Origin of the sequence: Wukongibacter baidiensis, assembly GCF_050888315.1 — a bacterium.
Lineage (GTDB): Bacteria > Bacillota > Clostridia > Peptostreptococcales > Caminicellaceae > Wukongibacter > Wukongibacter baidiensis.
Window position 1 is genome coordinate 1065380 of the sequence record NZ_CP138202.1, and the last position, 18029, is coordinate 1083408.

Sequence of the window (18029 nt, forward strand, 5' to 3'; positions counted from 1 at the left end):
TTTCTATTTTGGATGCGAATAATATAATATCATATTTCCAAACCCTTGTCAATATCTTTTATAGTTCTTAAAGCATAAACTCTCTGATTACCTTTGCTACACCATGATTATCATTGGTATCTGTTATAAAGTTGCTTACTGCTTTAACTTTATCCTCTGCATTCCCCATGGCAACTCCTAGACCTGCATACTTTATCATACTTATGTCATTCTCATTATCACCAATGGCAATAACCTCTTCCTGCTTAACCCCTAATGACTCAGCAAGGTTTTTAATTGCATTACCCTTAGTAACCCCTTTACTCATTATATCGAGCATATTTGATAGTGATTTATGGGCCTCACAATTTAAGGTGGAATTGATTTTTTCTCCAACAATATCTAAAAGCTCTAAATCTTCAGTCTGTATTCCAAACTTATAGATAGTTTCTCTTTCAAAAACCTCGTTAATATCCTTAACTATTTCAATCTTTATTCTATCCTCTTCCTTTAATGTCTTAGCCCATTCAGAAAAGTAGAGCATCTTGTTCTTAAGTTGTTCACCGAATATTGTGTCATCACTATAAAAATGAAAATATAAATCATGTTCTCTACATATCTCTACTATCTTTAAGCAGTCTTCTTTAGGGATGGCCTTGCTATATATTTTTTCATTATTCTCTAGATTTTTAACCATGGCTCCATTGCAGCAGATTATAGGGGTTACTATACCTAAGTGCTTAGCATATACCTTTGCTGTTGTATATATTCTACCAGTAGCTATCGCAACATGAATCCCTCTAGATTGCAATTCCATTAATGCTTCTTTATTCTCCGTAGATACTTCACCTTTGCTATTTAGTAAAGTCCCATCCATATCTGTGACTATTAATTTATATTTCAAGTTACATCCTCCTTTGCTATCAATAAGTATAATTTACTAAGATTAATTATGTATTGTAAAAATGTAAACCTATATAGTTCTTACATCTAGTTTTCAAAAGTCTTCCTTCATCCATCTATCTTACCATAATTAACGGCATGTTTAAAGCAATCGCTATACACTCCCAGATTATCCATAGAAAATTTAAAACTATCTGTACCGTTTCAAACTTTCTATGATTAATCTGGGATAATATCGATTGCTAATAATAATTTATTTGGTATACTATTTATTTAATGCCCTAACATTAGATTATTACAAAATCAACTTCTTTCTGAGATACATTTACATTAGAAACCTTAATTCTTACTTCGTCACCTAGTCTAAAGACTTTATTGGTTCGCTCTCCTCTAAAAAGGTGATTTTCTACATCAAATATATAGTAGTCGTCTACAAGAGTACTTATCCTTACCAAGCCTTCAATAGTATTTTCTAGTTCAACAAACATTCCGAAGGATATTACACTTGATATTATACCATCGAATTCTTCTCCAACATGATATGACATGTATTCAGCCTTTTTAAGGTCGTCTGTCTCCCTCTCAGCTTCTACTGCTACCCTTTCTCTTTCTGACGAACGATCAGCAGCATTTGCTACTATTCCTTTAAGTTTTGATATTCTATTTTGATTTAGTTTGTCATTTAGCATATCCCTAATAATTCTATGAATCTGTAGATCAGGATATCTTCTTATCGGTGATGTAAAGTGACTATAATAGTTTGAAGCTAAGCCAAAGTGACCTAGGTTTTCTGGTGAATACCTTGCCTGTCTAAGAGATCTAAGCATAAGGGTACTGATAATATGCTCTTCCTTTTTACCTTCGATTTTTTTGAGTAGATCCTGTAATGCCTTTGGATGTACTTCCTCGGAGGTTCCCTTAAGATGATATCCAAAATTGTGTATAAACTTATTGAAGCTTGATATTTTTTCAGCTGAAGGCAACTCATGAACTCTATAAACAAATGGAATCTTTAGCCAATACATGTGTTCAGCTATAGTTTCATTACAAACAATCATAAATTCTTCAATTATTCTATTAGCTATTCTTCTTTCAGCTTTCTTTATCTCAACTGGTTTACCTTCTTCATCTAGTATTATTTTGCTTTCAGGGAAATCAAAATCAATACTTCCCCTTCTGTTCTTGCGACTAGATAGAATCGTAGCAAGCTCCTGCATTGCTTTGAAATCTTCTACTAAATAATCATATCTTTTCATAAGCTCTGGATCTTCTTTTTCCAATATATCTGAAACATCGGTGTAGGTCATTCTTTCCTTAGTTTTAATTACACCTTCAAATATTTCATGGCTAACTACCTTACCGCTTTTATCTATCTCCATAAATATAGACATTGTCAATCTGTCTACTTTAGGGTTTAAACTACAGATACCGTTAGAAAGCCTCTTAGGAAGCATTGGAATTACCCTATCTACTAAATATACGCTGGTTGCTCTTTTTAGTGCTTCCTTGTCTAAGGCACTTCCTTCTTTAACGTAATATGTAACATCAGCTATATATACTCCTAGCTTATAGTTTCCATTTGGTAGTCTTTCTACAGAAATAGCATCATCAAGATCCTTTGCATCTGCCCCATCTATGGTTACGATATTCATATCTCTAAGGTCTCTTCTTTTAGCTATTTCTTCCTCAGAAACCTTGTCCGGAATACTATCTGCCTCATTTAAAACCTTTCTTGGAAAAGCCTCAGGCAACTTGAATTTTCTAATTATTGATACAATATCAGTCCCAGCATCATCCTTATGACCTAGAACTTCAATGATTTTCCCTTCTGGATTTCTTCTAGATTCTGGCCATCTAGTTATAGCGGCCACAACCTTATATCCATCCTTAGCACCATTTGTCTCGCTTTTAGGTATGTATATATCATAGTTTATTCTTTTGTCATCGGATACGACAAATCCAAAGTTTTTACTACTCTCATAAGTTCCTACTATTTCTTTGTTTGCTCTGTATAATATCCTGATTATTTCCCCTTCTGCTCTTTTCCCCTGTCCTACACTTTTTGACATTCTTGCTATTACTCTGTCATTGTGCATAGCTCCATTTAAGTCACTAGCCGGTACAAAGACATCACTTAGCTCAGTATTGTCTGGAATGATAAATCCAAACCCCTTCTGAGTGCTTTGAAGTCTTCCTACAACCAGATTCATTCTTTCGGGAACGGCAAATCTTCTTTTCTTTGTTTTTATAACTGCTCCTTCATCTTCCATTGTCTCAAGGAGGTTTAAAAACTCTCCCATCTCAATGCTTTTTATATCGAAAACATTTGCAAGTTCACTATCTAACATAGGATTATAGGCTTGTTCTCTCATAAACTCGAGGAGTATTTCTTTAGATACCATATCAACACCTCCTGTTTTAATATTATAGAAATCGCAATAAGTCTTTTATAACACATAGGAAATTATAAACTGCTTAAAGTTATAGATAAATATAATTTACGTTGTGTTTTTCAACAAAGTTGACTTTGAAAATCTTTATAGAAGACTTTGTTACATTTTGATTCCTTAAAAAGCCTTGAAACGTTAGCTATTTAAGAAATCAAAATCTAGACTTATAAGTGCGTTCTATATAGTAAAAAATACCATCTGTTATTATATCATATATGATATTTTCTTGATACTTAGTTTAGGTTAACTTATTTAAAATCTTCATGATATCATCAATATTTGTTGTAGCTGCATTGATTTTTAATACCTCATAATCGTTCTTCTTTAAAATCGAATCTATCGTCTCATCATTTTGAGATGAATTCTCTTTGTCATTGTAGTATATAATAGCGTCGAACTCTCTATTTTTATCATTCATATCTGATACATCAAAACCATTTACTGTAAGTGCCTCAGCTATTTCATTCAGTTTAGTCTGAATTCCTATTGTTTTTCCCATTTTATTCACCTCCGTTATATTGAGATTCCAGTCAAAACTTTAACTTATACACATCAAAACTCACAAGAAGCATCGGATAATTTGATATGTATAAATTGAGATTTGCTTGGAACTCTTTATATATAGTTTTTCAAGAATTAATATATTTATACCCAATAAGCATTTACTTAAGAATTGACTTTGACTCCAAATTCAAGCTTCAATTAAAATTTATAATAATTAGCTATAACAAGTAGTCATTTTTATGCATATTATATTAGGAAGAAATTTTTTTGGTGGTGAAGAGAAGTGAGTACAATAAAAGCAAAGAAATTTGATTTAAGAGATGTAAAAGGAATATCTATGAATCAATTATCACAGCATTATAAGCTTTATGAGGGATATGTAAAGAAAATAAACGAGATATGGGGCATACTAGAGAAGAGAGAAGATTATCCGAGCCCAAATACAACCTATAGCTCCATGAGAAGCTTAAAATTAGGAGAAAGCTATGCCTTAGATGGTGTAAAGCTTCATGAACTTTATTTCGAAAACCTAGGTGGCAATTCTAATAAGCCTTACGGTCCTATTTTAGATCTTATTGAGAGAGACTATGGTTCATATTCCAATTTTGAAGAGCGTTTTAAGGATGTTGGGTTAAGTATGAGGGGCTGGGCAGTACTTGCCATAGATCCGATAGACAACAGACTCCATATATATGGCCAGGATTCCCATGACCAAGGTCTTGTTTGGAATGCTTTTCCGTTGCTTGTTTTAGATGTTTATGAGCATGCATATATGATAGATTTTGGAATCGATAGAAGCAAGTACATCGATGTCTTTATGAAGAATATTAACTTTGACGTAGTAAATACACGATTGGCGCTCTATAATATGCTAATGAGTACATTGCCTACTATGAATTTCATGCCAAGATACTATCCTGTTTTTATGTAGTAAAGTAAATAGACATCGATACCTCGATAAAAAAAAGCTAGGCAATCGCCTAGCTCAGATTGTTGACAAAGTCAACAAGATGACAGGCTGTTGAAAAAGTTGAAGTTCGAGGCGTGCTGAAAGCAAGAGACCGCAGCGTATAAAGACATACGTAAGGGTTCTTGATTGAAGCAACAATGAAGAAATTCAGGTTTATCAACAGCCTGAGCTAGGCATCTGCCTAGCTCATTTTATCTAACCCATCAAGTGCATACTGACCTCTAAAACTAAGAATATCTTCTAAGCTAAGTCCAGCTTGAATTATTCCCTTTGAGTCCTTTCTGGAAATACCAACATACTTAAAGTATTTATCATCTAAATCTCTCTTCATTATTCTTTGAGCTACCTTTAGGCCTGAGTCCTTTAATATCTGATAAAACTCATAGGTCTGTGCTTCTATATCATCTCTAAAGGCAAATCCCACTGCTTCAGAATTATTTGAATAAGTAACTACCCCGTTATTATCAGTCACATAAATTTCGGAGACACCTATCCCTTTAGACAGCCTCTGCAATGCCTCATTATTTAGTTTACTCTTATCAAAATGGGAGGCAAGTTTTTCACATGTTGCAATCAATTCATTATCGATTTGCTTTTCCAATGACGATATAAACTTATCAAATTGCACGGATATATCTGTAATGTTACTTGATATTTCAGTATTTTCTTCTATTTTCTCAACTTGGCTAATTATTTTTTCATCAATTACCCTTGTTATTTTATCTGTTTCGTATGTAAATTTCGCAATGCTTTCAATATTTTTAGCTAAAGACTCCGAAGCCCTCGTTTGTTCATCAACACTACTTGAAATATTACTAATCAACTCTACCATTTCTAATATTTTGTCACTGATATTCGATAGATTTTTCGTAGCATTCTCACTGACGCTTTTTACTCCTTGAGATTTTTCTACTCCTGTATCCATAACATCCGTAACTTCATTCATCTTTTCTTGAATATATACTATTTTATTATTAATTTCCTTTGCCGTCAGTGCACTTTGATCAGCAAGCTTCTTTATTTCATCAGCAACAACTGCAAATCCTCTTCCTGATTCACCAGCTCTTGCTGCCTCAATCGAAGCATTTAATGAAAGTAAATTAGTCTGCTCGGCAATCTCTGTAATTGCATCTGACATACTAGATATTGATAATAAAAACTCCTTTAAAGAGTCTACATGACCAGAAGAGTTTCTAATTATTTCTCCAATCTCTACTACATTATCCAAGGCTTCTTCAATAACTTTAATGTCCTTTTTTATTACATCAACTGATTCTAAAGCAAAATCCTTAGCATTATTGCTATAGGATGATATCTCCGTATTCGTTCCAACTAGTTCTTCTGAGATAGCTGCATTTTCAGAAGAATCACTGGCTGCTCTTGCAGATCCTTCTATAATATCAGAAACATTTTCCGATATATCTCGCATACTAACATAGGAATCCTTTGAGTTCTCACTAAGCTTTGTAGCCATATCCGCTAAATGTACTTCAGCATGTATAGTATTATATAACCATTCTTTCATTTTCTCTCTTAGCTTTGCTATGTTCGTCTCGATGCTTTTAAACTCTTTAAATTTCAGATCTGTTCTAAGCTCAACTAGAAAATTTCCTTCGGAGTAGGCTTCTAAAAATTCTTCAATAGTAGTTATAGATTTAGTAAATTGCTTCTTCACAATCCCACCATATATACTTACTAAAGTAAATAGTAATAATGTTAAAACAAGTGCATTAGTTATATTTGAGTCTATTGCTGGAGATACGTAAACATTAAATAATATAATAACTGCAAAAATGATACCTAAAAATATTAAGTTTATATGCCAAATCCTCTTCATTGCTTCTCTCCCTTCTTTTAGTCTGATACTTACACTGTTTTTTTGTGATATATTTCACCATCATTAAGTATTATTCTACAAAAATTTGGTATATCCTCTTTATTTTTTTAAAATTCATAATAGTCTGTAAGGACTATTTTTTTTGTATTTTCTGAAAAATATTAAATACCCATCTCTTCTGACGAGATAGGTATTTAATATTTTGACTAACTACGATATATCATTTCTTATTAGAAAAAATAAAACCCTACTCTTCTCAAGAGTAGGGTTATGTATACATTTTAGACTATATTAGAATAATCCACCGATTGCATTAAATAATGGTGCAAATACTAATGCAACTATAGTCATAAGCTTTATAAGTATATTGATTGATGGTCCAGAAGTATCTTTGAATGGGTCACCAACAGTGTCACCAACTACCGCTGCCTTATGAGGCTCGCTACCTTTTCCACCGTTATGTCCTTCTTCAATGTACTTCTTAGCATTATCCCATGCTCCACCTGCATTTGCCATGAATATAGCCATAAGTACACCAGTTACTAGTCCACCAGCTAATAGTCCACCTAATGCTTCTTTTCCTAATATCAGTCCAGTAGCAATAGGTGCAAGAACTGCTGTTATACCAGGTACTAACATTTCCTTTAATGCTGATGCCGTACTAATATCAACACACTTAGCATATTCTGGCTTTGCCTTACCTTCCATAACTCCAGGTATTTCTCTAAATTGTCTTCTAACTTCTTCGATCATTTCATTTGCTGCTTTACCAACAGATTCCATTGTCATTGCAGAGAATAGGAATGGAAGCATTCCACCGATTAATAAACCTACAACAACCTTTGGATTAAGAATATCTATACTACTTATTTGCGCAACCTCTGAATATGATGCAAATAACGCAAGTGCAGTAAGTGCTGCAGAACCGATTGCAAAACCTTTACCAATAGCTGCAGTTGTATTTCCAACAGCGTCAAGCTTGTCAGTAATACCTCTTACTTCTTTAGGTAGTTCACACATTTCAGCAATACCACCTGCATTATCAGCTATAGGTCCATAAGCATCAACTGCAATAGTTATACCTGCAGTTGAAAGCATTCCTACTGCTGCTAGAGCTATACCATAAAGTCCCATAAAGTTATATGCTAAAAGAATTCCACCAGATATGAAAAGTATTGGATATGCAGTTGAAAGCATTCCCACTGCTAAACCACTGATTATTGTTGTAGCTGGTCCTGTTTCTGATTGCTTAGCAATCTTCTTAACTGATCCAAACTCACCTGATGTATATATTTCTGTAAGCTGTCCGATTATTAATCCTACTATCAATCCTGAAGTAATTGCCCAGAATGCGTTCAGACTACCAAAGAACATTCTACTTAAAACTAATGCACTAATAACAACAACGATACCACTTACGTATGTTCCAAGCTTAAGAGCTTTATGTGGGTCAGAGTTTTCATCACCCTTTACAAAGAACGTACCTATTATTGATGCAATGATTCCTATAGATGATAATACTAAAGGAAATACTGCCCCATTAGTTCCCTCAGCAACTAAACCTAATGTGATGGCTGCTATAATAGATCCTACATAGGATTCAAATAAGTCAGCACCCATTCCTGCAACGTCACCAACGTTATCACCAACGTTATCGGCGATAACTGCCGGGTTTCTTGGATCATCCTCTGGAATACCTGCTTCTACTTTACCAACTAAGTCAGCACCAACGTCAGCTGCTTTAGTATAAATTCCACCACCAACACGTGAAAACAATGCTATAGATGAAGCCCCTAATGCAAATCCTGTAATTATTTGTGGATCTTTAAGTATTAAGTACAGCGTACCAACACCTAATATTCCTAAACCAACCACAGACATTCCCATAACTGCTCCACCTGAAAAAGCTACAGAAAGAGCTTTGTTCATCCCACTCTCTTTTGCAGCATTTGCAGTTCTTACATTTGCCTTGGTAGCAACTTTCATACCAATGAATCCAGCTAAAGCTGAGAATGATGCCCCAACTAAGAAACATACAGCCGTTAGCCAGCTTTTTAATCCTATACCAATTACAACAAAAAGAACTGCTGTAAAAATTCCTAATGCTTTATATTCTCTTGTTAAAAATGCCATAGCACCTTCTTGTATGTATGAAGATATTTCCTTCATTCTTTCGTTACCAACGGCAACTTTGTTAATTCTAGAAGTCAATACAAAAGCAAATATTATTGCGATTATTCCCACAATAGGTGCTAAAAATAAATAGTTCATTAAACTGCCTCCTCACATTCCAAATAAATATTCAATTTTTAATTTTACTTATTTAAAGAGAATAATGTGATTATTATTCTCTTTAACATCACTACAATTAATTTTTTTATTTTTGCAAAAATACTAACGCTAAAGAACAAACTATGAATGCTGTTGCTCCTATTTTTGTAACCTTTGAAAGCATTTCATCATAACCTCTACCTTTTTGCTTTCCTAAAAGTTGCTCTGCACCACCAGCTATTGATCCTGACAATCCAGCACTTTTACCCGATTGTAACAATATACTAATAATTAAAATTAAGCTAGCTATAACTTGCAGTACCATAAAAACCATTTTCATCCCATCCACCTCCTATTCTCAAGCTTAACACAATAATTTTAACATAGGAGTTTTTCAAAATCAACACAATAATAAGAAAGTATTTTTGTGAAAACCTTTGCCTATTAAAATCATAATTTAAGAGGGTATAAATTACCCTCTTAAATATTATTACTATTATTTACTAGTTTATACACTTCTATTACTTTTTAATGTTATAAAATGCATTTCTACCAGCAAATTTTGCAGATTTATCAAGTAAATCTTCTATTCTAAGTAATTGATTGTATTTAGCAACTCTATCTGTTCTAGAAGGTGCACCAGTCTTTATTTGACCACCGTTTACAGCAACTACTAGATCAGCTATTGTTGAATCTTCAGTTTCTCCAGATCTGTGAGAAATTACTGAAGTGTAACCAGCTCTCTTAGCCATTTCTATAGCATCTAATGTTTCAGTTACTGTACCTATTTGGTTTAACTTTATAAGAATAGAGTTAGCTGTATCATTCTCGATACCTCTTGAAAGTCTTGTTGTGTTAGTAACGAATAGGTCATCACCAACTATTTGGATTTTGTCTCCTAACTTTTCAGTCATTAGCTTCCATCCATCCCAATCTTCTTCATCAAGACCGTCTTCGATAGAAATAATTGGATATTTTTCTACTAGGTCACTGTAGAACTCTACCATTTCTTCAGAAGTTTTAACTAAGCCTTCTCCCTTTAATTCGTATTTCTTCTCTTCTTTGTTGTATATCTCTGTAGCAGCTACGTCTAGAGCTAACATAATGTCTTCACCTGGTGTGTAACCAGCAATCTTGATTGCATCCATGATAACTTGTAATGCTTCTTCATTTGAAGTTAGGTTAGGAGCAAATCCACCTTCATCACCAACAGATGTGTTTAATCCCTTATCCTTTAATACCTTCTTTAAGTTATGGAATATCTCAGCACCCATTCTTAAAGCTTCAGCGAAGGATTTAGCTCCAACTGGCATTACCATAAACTCTTGAATATCAACGTTATTGTCGGCATGCTCTCCACCGTTTAATATGTTCATCATTGGAACTGGTAAAGTTTTCGCATTTACTCCACCTAAGTATTGATATATAGGTAAACCTAATGTACTTGCAGCAGCTTTAGCAATAGCCATTGAAACTCCAAGTATTGCGTTTGCACCTAATTTACCTTTGTTATCAGTTCCATCTAATTCAATCATTAATTCGTCTAAACCTACTTGATCAAATACTTCTTTACCTACTATTGCAGGAGCAATAATTTCATTTACATTTTGCACTGCTTTAGTTACACCTTTACCTAAAAATCTTCCCTTGTCACCATCTCTAAGCTCAACTGCTTCAAATGCTCCTGTAGATGCACCTGATGGTACCGCAGCTCTACCCATACAACCGTCATCAAGGTATACCTCTACCTCTACTGTTGGATTACCTCTAGAATCTAAGATTTCTCTACCATAAACACCAATTATATTAGCCATGTTAATAACCTCCTAAGTTTTTATTTATTTTTAAAAGTTCACTATTTGTGAAAAACTTTCTGCCTCTAAGCTTGCTCCACCAACTAATGCTCCATCAATGTCGTCCTGCTTCATTAATTCTTCTACATTGGCTGGTTTAACACTTCCACCGTATTGAATTCTTATTTCCTCGGAAATAGTGTCATTGTAAAGCCCTTTGATTACTTCTCTTATGTAAGCGATTGCGCTATTTGCCATTTCTGGTGTAGCTGTTTCGCCAGTTCCTATGGCCCAAATAGGTTCATATGCTATAACAATGTTTTTTGTGTCTTCAGCACTGATTCCTTTAAAAGCCTCGGTAACTTGTTCTTTAAGTAAGCTTTCTGTCTTTTCTTCTTTTCTTACTTCAAGAGTTTCACCTACACAAACTATTGGTTTAATACCATGGTTCAATGCAGATTTAATCTTTTTGTTTACTGTTTGGTCAGTCTCACCGAAATACTGTCTTCTTTCAGAGTGACCAATTATACAAAAATCTATACTTAGATCCTTTAACATTATAGGAGAGATTTCACCTGTAAAGGCTCCCTTCTCTTCAAAGTGCATATTTTGTGAACCAATTTTTATGTTAGTACCCTCAGTTGCTTCCTTTAATATACTTAGCAATGTATACGGAGGACATATAACTACTTCTACATCTGTTCCCTTAACCTTTTCTTTCAGTTCAGAAACGTATTCTAATGCAGCATCCTTAGTCATATGCATCTTCCAGTTTCCTGCGATAATTGGTAATCTCATGTCTTCACCTCACATATTTATCTTCATTATTATATGTTATTTACTTTAAACAATCGATTCCTGGTAAAACTTTACCTTCTAAGTACTCTAATGAAGCTCCACCACCAGTTGAAATATGAGTGAACTTGTCAGCATAACCTAAATCCATAGCTGCTGCTGCACTGTCTCCACCACCAATGATAGTAGTAGCACCTTCAAGGTTTGCAATTGATTCACAAACACCAATTGTACCCTTTGCGAAGTTTTCCATTTCGAATACGCCCATTGGCCCATTCCAAACTACAGTTTTTGCACCTGCAAGCTCATTGGCAAATAACTTAACTGATTCTTCGCCAATATCAAGACCCATTTCATCTTCAGCTATTGCATCAACGCTAACTGTTCTATAGTCAGTATCATTCTTAAACTCCTTAGCAGCCACTGTGTCAACTGGTAGTACTATTTTGTCTCCAGCCTTTTCTAATAGGCTTTTAGCTAATTCTATCTTGTCTTCTTCTACTAGTGACTTACCGATGTTCTTTCCTAGTGCTTTAAGGAATGTAAACATCATACCTCCACCAACTAATATCTTATCTGCCTTTGCGATTAGATTCTCAATAACTCCGATTTTGTCAGATACCTTTGCACCACCAAGTATTGCAATAAGTGGTCTTTCAGGATTACTAACGGCTCCTCCTATGAACTTAATCTCTTTCTCTAGTAGATACCCTGCAGCAGATTCTAAATGCTGTGCTATTCCAACATTTGAAGCATGGGCTCTATGAGCCGTACCGAATGCGTCATTTATGTATACATCACCTAATGATGCCCAGTATTTACCTAGTTCTGGATCATTTTTAGTTTCACCCTTCTCAAATCTTGTATTTTCAAAAAGTAAAACTTCTCCTTCTTTCATATCAGCTATAGCATTTTCTAACACTTCGCCTCTAGTAGCTGGAACAAAGTTAACACCTTTACCTAAAAGTTCTGCAAGTCTGTCAGCAACAGGTTTAAGAGTTTTTGTTAATTTATCCTCTTCAGTCTTTATTCTACCTAAGTGTGAGAATAATATAACCTTTCCACCTTGCTGGGCAACATAGTTTATTGTTGGAAGTGCAGCCACTATTCTATTGTCATTTGTAATTTTTCCGTCTTTAACAGGAACATTAAAGTCAACACGAATTAATACCTTTTTACCCTTTAATTCTAGGTCCTTTACAGTCTTTGCCATTTATATAACCTCCTATGTTTTTCACATGATAGGTTCATGTCAAAAAATAGCGGAACTAAAATGCTCCGCTATTATATTATTATAATCATTTTGATTTATGAATATTACTTGTTCATTAAGTCTACGAAATACTTAGCAGTTCTTACTAATTGTGCAGTGTAAGACATTTCGTTATCGTACCAAGTAACAACTTTAACCATTTGCTTTCCATCTATTTCTAATACCTTAGTACACCCAGCATCAAATAATGAACCATACTCTGTTCCAATGATGTCAGATGAAACGATTGGATCTTCTGTGTATCCTAATGTTTCGTTTGAAGCTTCCTTCATTGCTGCATTGATTTCTTCAGCAGTTACGTTCTTTCCTAATTCAACTGTTAAGTCAACTAGTGAACCTGTCATAGTAGGAACTCTCATTGCTCCACCATCAAGTAAACCGTTTAATTCTGGTAGTACTTTACCTACTGCAACTGCAGCACCAGTAGTAGTTGGAACGATGTTTTGAGCTGCTGTTCTACCTCTTCTTAAATCCTTATGAGGACCGTCTAATGTATTTTGGTCATTTGTATATGCATGAATAGTAGTCATTAATCCCTTTACTAAACCAAACTTATCATTTAATACCTTTGCAACTGGAGCTAGACAGTTAGTTGTACAAGAAGCACCTGATAATACAGTTTCACTACCGTCTAAGATTTCATGATTTACGTTGAAAACAACTGTCTTCATGTCGCCCTTAGCTGGAGCTGAGATGATTACTTTCTTAGCACCTGCTTTGATGTGCTTTTCTGCTAATTCCTTTGTTCTGAAGAATCCTGTACACTCGATTACAACATCAACGTCATGCTCTCCCCAAGGTAAATCTTCTGGATCTTTTTGAGCGTAGATTTTGATGTCCTTACCATCTACAGATATAGCTCCCTCTTTAGCTTCTATTGAGTCTACTTTGTATGTACCTTGAGCAGTATCATACTTTAATAAATGAGCTAAAGTATTTGCATCAGTTAAGTCATTTAATGCAACAATTTCAAACTCTGGGCTATCAAACATTAGTCTGAAAGCTAATCTCCCTATTCTACCAAATCCATTAATCGCAACTTTTACTGCCATTTTTATTCCTCCTTATATTTATAAATAATTTTTTTAGCTACACTTTCATCACAAACTAAAGTAAGATTTTTATTTAGTTTAGATATTGAAACTATTGCCTCTGCCTTATCACTACCTCCGGCAACAGCAATTAGGTTTTCAAGCTTTTTAAATGTTTCAAGTTTAATACCAATGGTACTTATCTCATGGACTATTTCTCCGGATTCATTGAAGTAATATCCGAAGGCCTCTGATACAGCACCCTTCTCAATAAGCGCTTCTATCTCTTGACCACTTAGTCCTCTTCTGCCTGCCATTGCATCTGCTCTACCAATTCCAAATGTTAATATATCTATATCTTCAATAAGCTCAACTATTTCCTTTATAGAAGGCTCTTTAAGCAGACTTTCTATAGTATCCTTTGATAAGAAATCTGGAGTATACAGGGTTTTGTAATTGCAATCTAATTTATTAGCCAAGTTTTGAACTAAAGTATTAGCTTGATACTCCACTCTTTTACCTAGTCCCCCTCTAGCGGGAACTATTGTAATATTATCAAATCTAGTTTTGTCACTTCTATATTCCATAACAAGCTGTGATATAGTAGTCCCACCAGTCAGCCCAATTATTGAATTGTCTTTGATTCTAGTCTTCAAGTAATTAGCTGCTGTTTTACCCATTTCTTTATCCATAAAAGGATCATCGTCAGAAGAATTTGGGACAATTATAACTTTCTTTATTTTTAATATGTCTTTAAGCTGATCTTCTAAAACTTTTAGTCCCTTTAGAATATGGAATACATACTTCAATCTATCTAATGTATTTTTTCCCCTTGTTGTAATATTCATACCTTCTTGAGTAATATTTATTAGACCCTGTTTTTTTAAGGCAGTCGACGCAGTTCTAATATTCCTTTCAGTCAAATCTAGTTTGTCTGAAAGGCTTCTTCTACCAATTGGTCCAAGAAAATTTATTACTCTTAAAACACTATATCTTATTTCAATAACATCCATAAAATCTGGAACCATGTTATTTAAAACACCTATTAACTCGTCTAGTTCAAAAATATCCTTTTCATTTCTCTTATTTTCCAAGTCAGCACCCCATTCTATTATAGAATGATGAAACATCGGGTCGAATGATGTCCGCATGTATTCTTTTCGTCCCGACCCCTTCAAAAAAATATCTAAATTAATTATACAATTAGTACCAAAAAATTTCAATAGTAAAAATCGTATTATTTTTCATTTTAAGCACTAATTAACAAAATAGAAGCTTCAAGGCATTGAAACCTTTCGCTTTGGTCAAAATTTTCTTCAAGAAGTGACCTCAATAAAAGTTGCCCTAATGACAGAATACCTTTCTTTTAGCTTAAAAAGTAATGCTCGACCTATATCGCTATACTCTTCTTACACTTACAAAATTTCTGACCTTAGGGCAACATATTCTCTTTTTCATATGATTATGAATAATAATTGCAATATGGTATATAATTATAATTTAAACAATTTTGCAAATAGCATTTACTTAAAGTAAATCTGTATCAATACCTTCTTCTTTTAGAGGATGATGGTATATTAAGTTCATCTCTATACTTAGCCACTGTTCTTCTAGATATCTTTACGCCTGTCTTATTAAGCTCATTTGATATAGCTTGATCGCTAAGAGGTTTTTTAGAGTTTTCATTTTGAATTAAATCCTTTATTATTGATTTGATACTTTCAGCGGAAACTCCTTCTCCTAGAGAGCTAGAAACGCCACTTTGGAAAAAGTACTTTAATTCAAATATTCCCCTTGGACATTGCATATACTTTCCATTTATTGCTCTACTTACAGTCGATTCATGAACTCCAACTTCGTCGGCTATCTCTCTAAGTGTCAATGGTTTAAGATATACTACCCCATTTTCAAAGAAATCCATTTGATAGTCAATTATTGCCTTTACCACCTTATATATTGTATTTCTTCTTTGTTGTATACAGCGTATTAGCTTTAGCGCTGAATTCAATTTTTGATTAATATAGGTGGATGCATTAGCCTCCATCTCGTTACTTAAAAGAAGCTTTCTATAATAGTGATTTATACTTAGCCTAGGAGCCGTTGAATCCCTTACTATAACAATATATTCGCCATTTACTTTTTCTACTGTTATATCTGGAGTAACATATCTAGTGTCTCTGCTAGATGCAAATCTTCTTCCTGGCTTAGGTTCCAAAGTCCTTATGAAGTCGCCAATTTCTTGAACCTTTTCAATACTTACATCTAAATGTTTTGCAATATTATTTATTCTATTATTGCCTAAATCATCTAGATGGTCCTCTATGATTTTATATATTAGTTCGTCAGTAACATTGTTCTGTCTAAGTTGGATAACTAGACACTCTCTTAAGTTTCTTGCTCCAACACCAACGGGATCAAATGTTTGAATGATTTGGACTATATCCTCAACTTCTTTATCAATTGCATTAAATTTTTTGCATATTTCTTCATTAGTAACTTTTAAATATCCATTGTCTCCAATGTTCTCAACTACGTATTTTCCAATAGTTTTACTTTTATTTTTCAAAAGTGTAAATTGAAGCTGAAATAATAGGTGATCTGTTAGCGTAGTCTCTGTTGAAAGATAGTTTTCAAAGGATGTTTCTTCCTTTTCCTCATAGTTTGATACTCTGCTCTTATACCTAGAATTTTCGTATTCGGAAAAGAGTTTTTTCATATCAATAATATCTTTTTCTTTCTGATTACTATCCTCTTTATTTGCTTGATTATCAACCTCACCTTTAGTTTGCTGAGGCTCTAATACAGGGTTATTTATTAATTCCTGTTGGATAAAATTATTTAGTTCCACGGAATTATATTGTAGTATCTCTATTGCTTGTTTTAGTTCTGGTGTCATGACTAACTTCTGAGTCTGTTCTAAATTTAAATTGTAAGATAACCTCATCTCAATCACCCTAAACATTAAAGTATAAATATTTTTAACAAATATTTTACAATACAATTATACCAAAAAAACGTTATCAAACAAAGTGCCAGAATTGATAAAATCGACAAATATCGCTTTATTTTTTAAGAATATAGTAAAATTCGACTAAATTAGTACCTATTTTTTATATTTTGCAGACTATTTTGCTTAATATTTATATGTTTTTTTCCGAATTCAGTATATTTTTTTAATTTTCTGACCAAATATTTTCAAAAAAAGAAAGCATCTCAAAATATTGAAATGCTTTCCAATTTACTTGTATATTTATAAACTGTTATTATCTTTCACCCTTCTCATATGGTTTACCAGCAGCTCTTGGCCCTACAGACTTACCAGAGAAAGCAACTAAGGCTACAACAGTAAGTAAGTATGGGAAAGCCCAGAAAAATTCTTGCGGTAACTTGCTTAGGAACTTTATCTGATAAGCAACTATACCCAAGGCTTGAGAAAAACCAAAGAATAGGCCAGCTCCTAGTACTCCAATAGGGTGCCACTTACCAAATATAAGTGCTGCTAAGGCTATAAATCCAGTACCATGGATTGTTGCATATGTATACTGGATATCTTGAGTCAATACCATTATAGATCCACCAAGGCCAGCAAACATTCCCGATAGGATAACGCCTATATATCTCATTCTATATACATTTATCCCCATAGAGTCAGCTGCTCCTGGATGTTCTCCAACAGCCCTTAATCTTAATCCGAATGGTGTTTTATAAACAACATACCAAACTATTATTACTATTAAGACAACCAAATACGATGTGATGTGAACTCTACTAAAAAGAAAGTTTCCTAATACTGGTATCTTTGAGAATACAGGAATGTCTTGCTTCTTTATTCCCGTTAAAAATGCCAATGTTCTTTGCTGCTTAAATATAATCTGACACAGGTATATTGTAAGACCTCCGGCAAGTAGATTGATAGCAGTACCACTAATAACCTGGTCTGCTCTTAGGTTTATACTTACGTAAGCATGAATTATAGAGAATAACCCACCTACTATTATTCCTGCCAAAATACCAAGCCACGGACTTGCAGCCCCAAGTGTTCCCTCAACCAATACAGTAACCGTTGCGGCAGTAAAGGCTCCAATCATCATAAGTCCTTCCAGACCTATGTTTACGACACCTGATCTTTCACTAAATAATCCACCAATGGAAGATGAAATAATAGGCGCAGCAGATGTTAATGTTAAAGGTATGATTATACTAATAAACTGCATAAAATCCAT

General features: G+C 33.9%; 14 protein-coding genes. 1 reads left to right on the top strand and 13 read right to left on the bottom strand.

Annotation, left to right across the window (positions count from 1 at the left end; genetic code table 11):
* Window positions 1–67: 67 nt before the first annotated feature.
* The 3 genes from R9X47_RS05115 to R9X47_RS05125 form a co-directional block, all read right to left on the bottom strand.
* Window positions 68–883: a Cof-type HAD-IIB family hydrolase gene (locus R9X47_RS05115; RefSeq protein ID WP_432665651.1), complete on the bottom strand. Its 816-nt coding sequence runs from the start codon at window positions 881–883 to the stop codon at window positions 68–70.
* Window positions 884–1169: 286 nt separating this feature from the next.
* Window positions 1170–3284 carry a ribonuclease R gene (gene rnr / locus R9X47_RS05120; RefSeq protein ID WP_432665652.1) on the bottom strand — a complete coding sequence of 705 codons (2115 nt, stop codon included), beginning with the start codon at window positions 3282–3284 and terminating at the stop codon, window positions 1170–1172.
* A gap of 286 nt (window positions 3285–3570) precedes the next feature.
* Complete coding sequence (locus tag R9X47_RS05125; protein ID WP_432665653.1) at window positions 3571–3831, bottom strand: YkuS family protein; 261 nt, start codon at window positions 3829–3831, stop codon at window positions 3571–3573.
* Window positions 3832–4119: 288 nt separating this feature from the next.
* On the opposite strand from R9X47_RS05125, the gene R9X47_RS05130 reads away from it, so the two are divergent.
* A complete protein-coding gene (locus tag R9X47_RS05130; protein ID WP_432665654.1) occupies window positions 4120–4767 on the top strand; it encodes a superoxide dismutase in 648 nt (215 codons plus the stop codon).
* 220 nt (window positions 4768–4987) lie between these two features.
* On the opposite strand, the gene R9X47_RS05135 is transcribed toward R9X47_RS05130, so the two are convergent.
* The 10 genes from R9X47_RS05135 to R9X47_RS05180 all read right to left on the bottom strand — a co-directional run bounded on the left by R9X47_RS05135 (window position 4988) and on the right by R9X47_RS05180 (window position 18029).
* The gene (locus R9X47_RS05135) at window positions 4988–6643 is read right to left on the bottom strand and encodes a methyl-accepting chemotaxis protein (RefSeq protein WP_432665655.1); all 1656 of its coding nucleotides are present in this window, start codon (window positions 6641–6643) and stop codon (window positions 4988–4990) included.
* A gap of 291 nt (window positions 6644–6934) precedes the next feature.
* Window positions 6935–8914, bottom strand: a complete 1980-nt coding sequence (locus R9X47_RS05140) for a sodium-translocating pyrophosphatase (RefSeq protein WP_432665656.1) — start codon at window positions 8912–8914, stop codon at window positions 6935–6937.
* 106 nt (window positions 8915–9020) lie between these two features.
* Window positions 9021–9254, bottom strand: a complete 234-nt coding sequence (gene secG / locus R9X47_RS05145; protein WP_432665657.1) for a preprotein translocase subunit SecG — start codon at window positions 9252–9254, stop codon at window positions 9021–9023.
* 181 nt (window positions 9255–9435) lie between these two features.
* Complete coding sequence (gene eno, locus R9X47_RS05150) at window positions 9436–10728, bottom strand: phosphopyruvate hydratase (protein WP_432665658.1); 1293 nt, start codon at window positions 10726–10728, stop codon at window positions 9436–9438.
* 30 nt (window positions 10729–10758) lie between these two features.
* Entirely contained in the window at window positions 10759–11505 is a 747-nt protein-coding gene (tpiA, locus tag R9X47_RS05155) for a triose-phosphate isomerase (RefSeq protein ID WP_432665659.1), read from the bottom strand.
* 40 nt (window positions 11506–11545) lie between these two features.
* The gene (locus R9X47_RS05160; protein ID WP_432665660.1) at window positions 11546–12715 is read right to left on the bottom strand and encodes a phosphoglycerate kinase; all 1170 of its coding nucleotides are present in this window, start codon (window positions 12713–12715) and stop codon (window positions 11546–11548) included.
* A gap of 104 nt (window positions 12716–12819) precedes the next feature.
* A complete protein-coding gene (gene gap / locus R9X47_RS05165) occupies window positions 12820–13827 on the bottom strand; it encodes a type I glyceraldehyde-3-phosphate dehydrogenase (protein WP_432665661.1) in 1008 nt (335 codons plus the stop codon).
* A gap of 2 nt (window positions 13828–13829) precedes the next feature.
* Window positions 13830–14900 (bottom strand): sugar-binding transcriptional regulator, encoded by a 1071-nt coding sequence (locus R9X47_RS05170; RefSeq protein WP_432665662.1) that lies wholly within the window; start codon window positions 14898–14900, stop codon window positions 13830–13832.
* A gap of 449 nt (window positions 14901–15349) precedes the next feature.
* On the bottom strand, window positions 15350–16750 hold the full coding sequence (rpoN, locus tag R9X47_RS05175) for an RNA polymerase factor sigma-54 (protein ID WP_432665663.1): 1401 nt from the start codon (window positions 16748–16750) through the stop codon (window positions 15350–15352).
* Between the two features lie 319 nt (window positions 16751–17069).
* Window positions 17070–18029, bottom strand: a complete 960-nt coding sequence (locus R9X47_RS05180; RefSeq protein ID WP_432665664.1) for an ABC transporter permease — start codon at window positions 18027–18029, stop codon at window positions 17070–17072.

Coding starts and splice junctions, on each gene's coding strand:
- rpoN (WP_432665663.1), bottom strand. CDS start 16,750: ATGAGGTTATCTTACAATTTAAATTTAGAACAGACTCAGAAGTTAGTC.
- R9X47_RS05160 (WP_432665660.1), bottom strand. CDS start 12,715: ATGGCAAAGACTGTAAAGGACCTAGAATTAAAGGGTAAAAAGGTATTA.
- eno (WP_432665658.1), bottom strand. CDS start 10,728: ATGGCTAATATAATTGGTGTTTATGGTAGAGAAATCTTAGATTCTAGA.
- tpiA (WP_432665659.1), bottom strand. CDS start 11,505: ATGAGATTACCAATTATCGCAGGAAACTGGAAGATGCATATGACTAAG.
- gap (WP_432665661.1), bottom strand. CDS start 13,827: ATGGCAGTAAAAGTTGCGATTAATGGATTTGGTAGAATAGGGAGATTA.
- R9X47_RS05125 (WP_432665653.1), bottom strand. CDS start 3,831: ATGGGAAAAACAATAGGAATTCAGACTAAACTGAATGAAATAGCTGAG.
- R9X47_RS05140 (WP_432665656.1), bottom strand. CDS start 8,914: ATGAACTATTTATTTTTAGCACCTATTGTGGGAATAATCGCAATAATA.
- R9X47_RS05135 (WP_432665655.1), bottom strand. CDS start 6,643: ATGAAGAGGATTTGGCATATAAACTTAATATTTTTAGGTATCATTTTT.
- R9X47_RS05180 (WP_432665664.1), bottom strand. CDS start 18,029: ATGGATTTTATGCAGTTTATTAGTATAATCATACCTTTAACATTAACA.
- rnr (WP_432665652.1), bottom strand. CDS start 3,284: ATGGTATCTAAAGAAATACTCCTCGAGTTTATGAGAGAACAAGCCTAT.
- secG (WP_432665657.1), bottom strand. CDS start 9,254: ATGAAAATGGTTTTTATGGTACTGCAAGTTATAGCTAGCTTAATTTTA.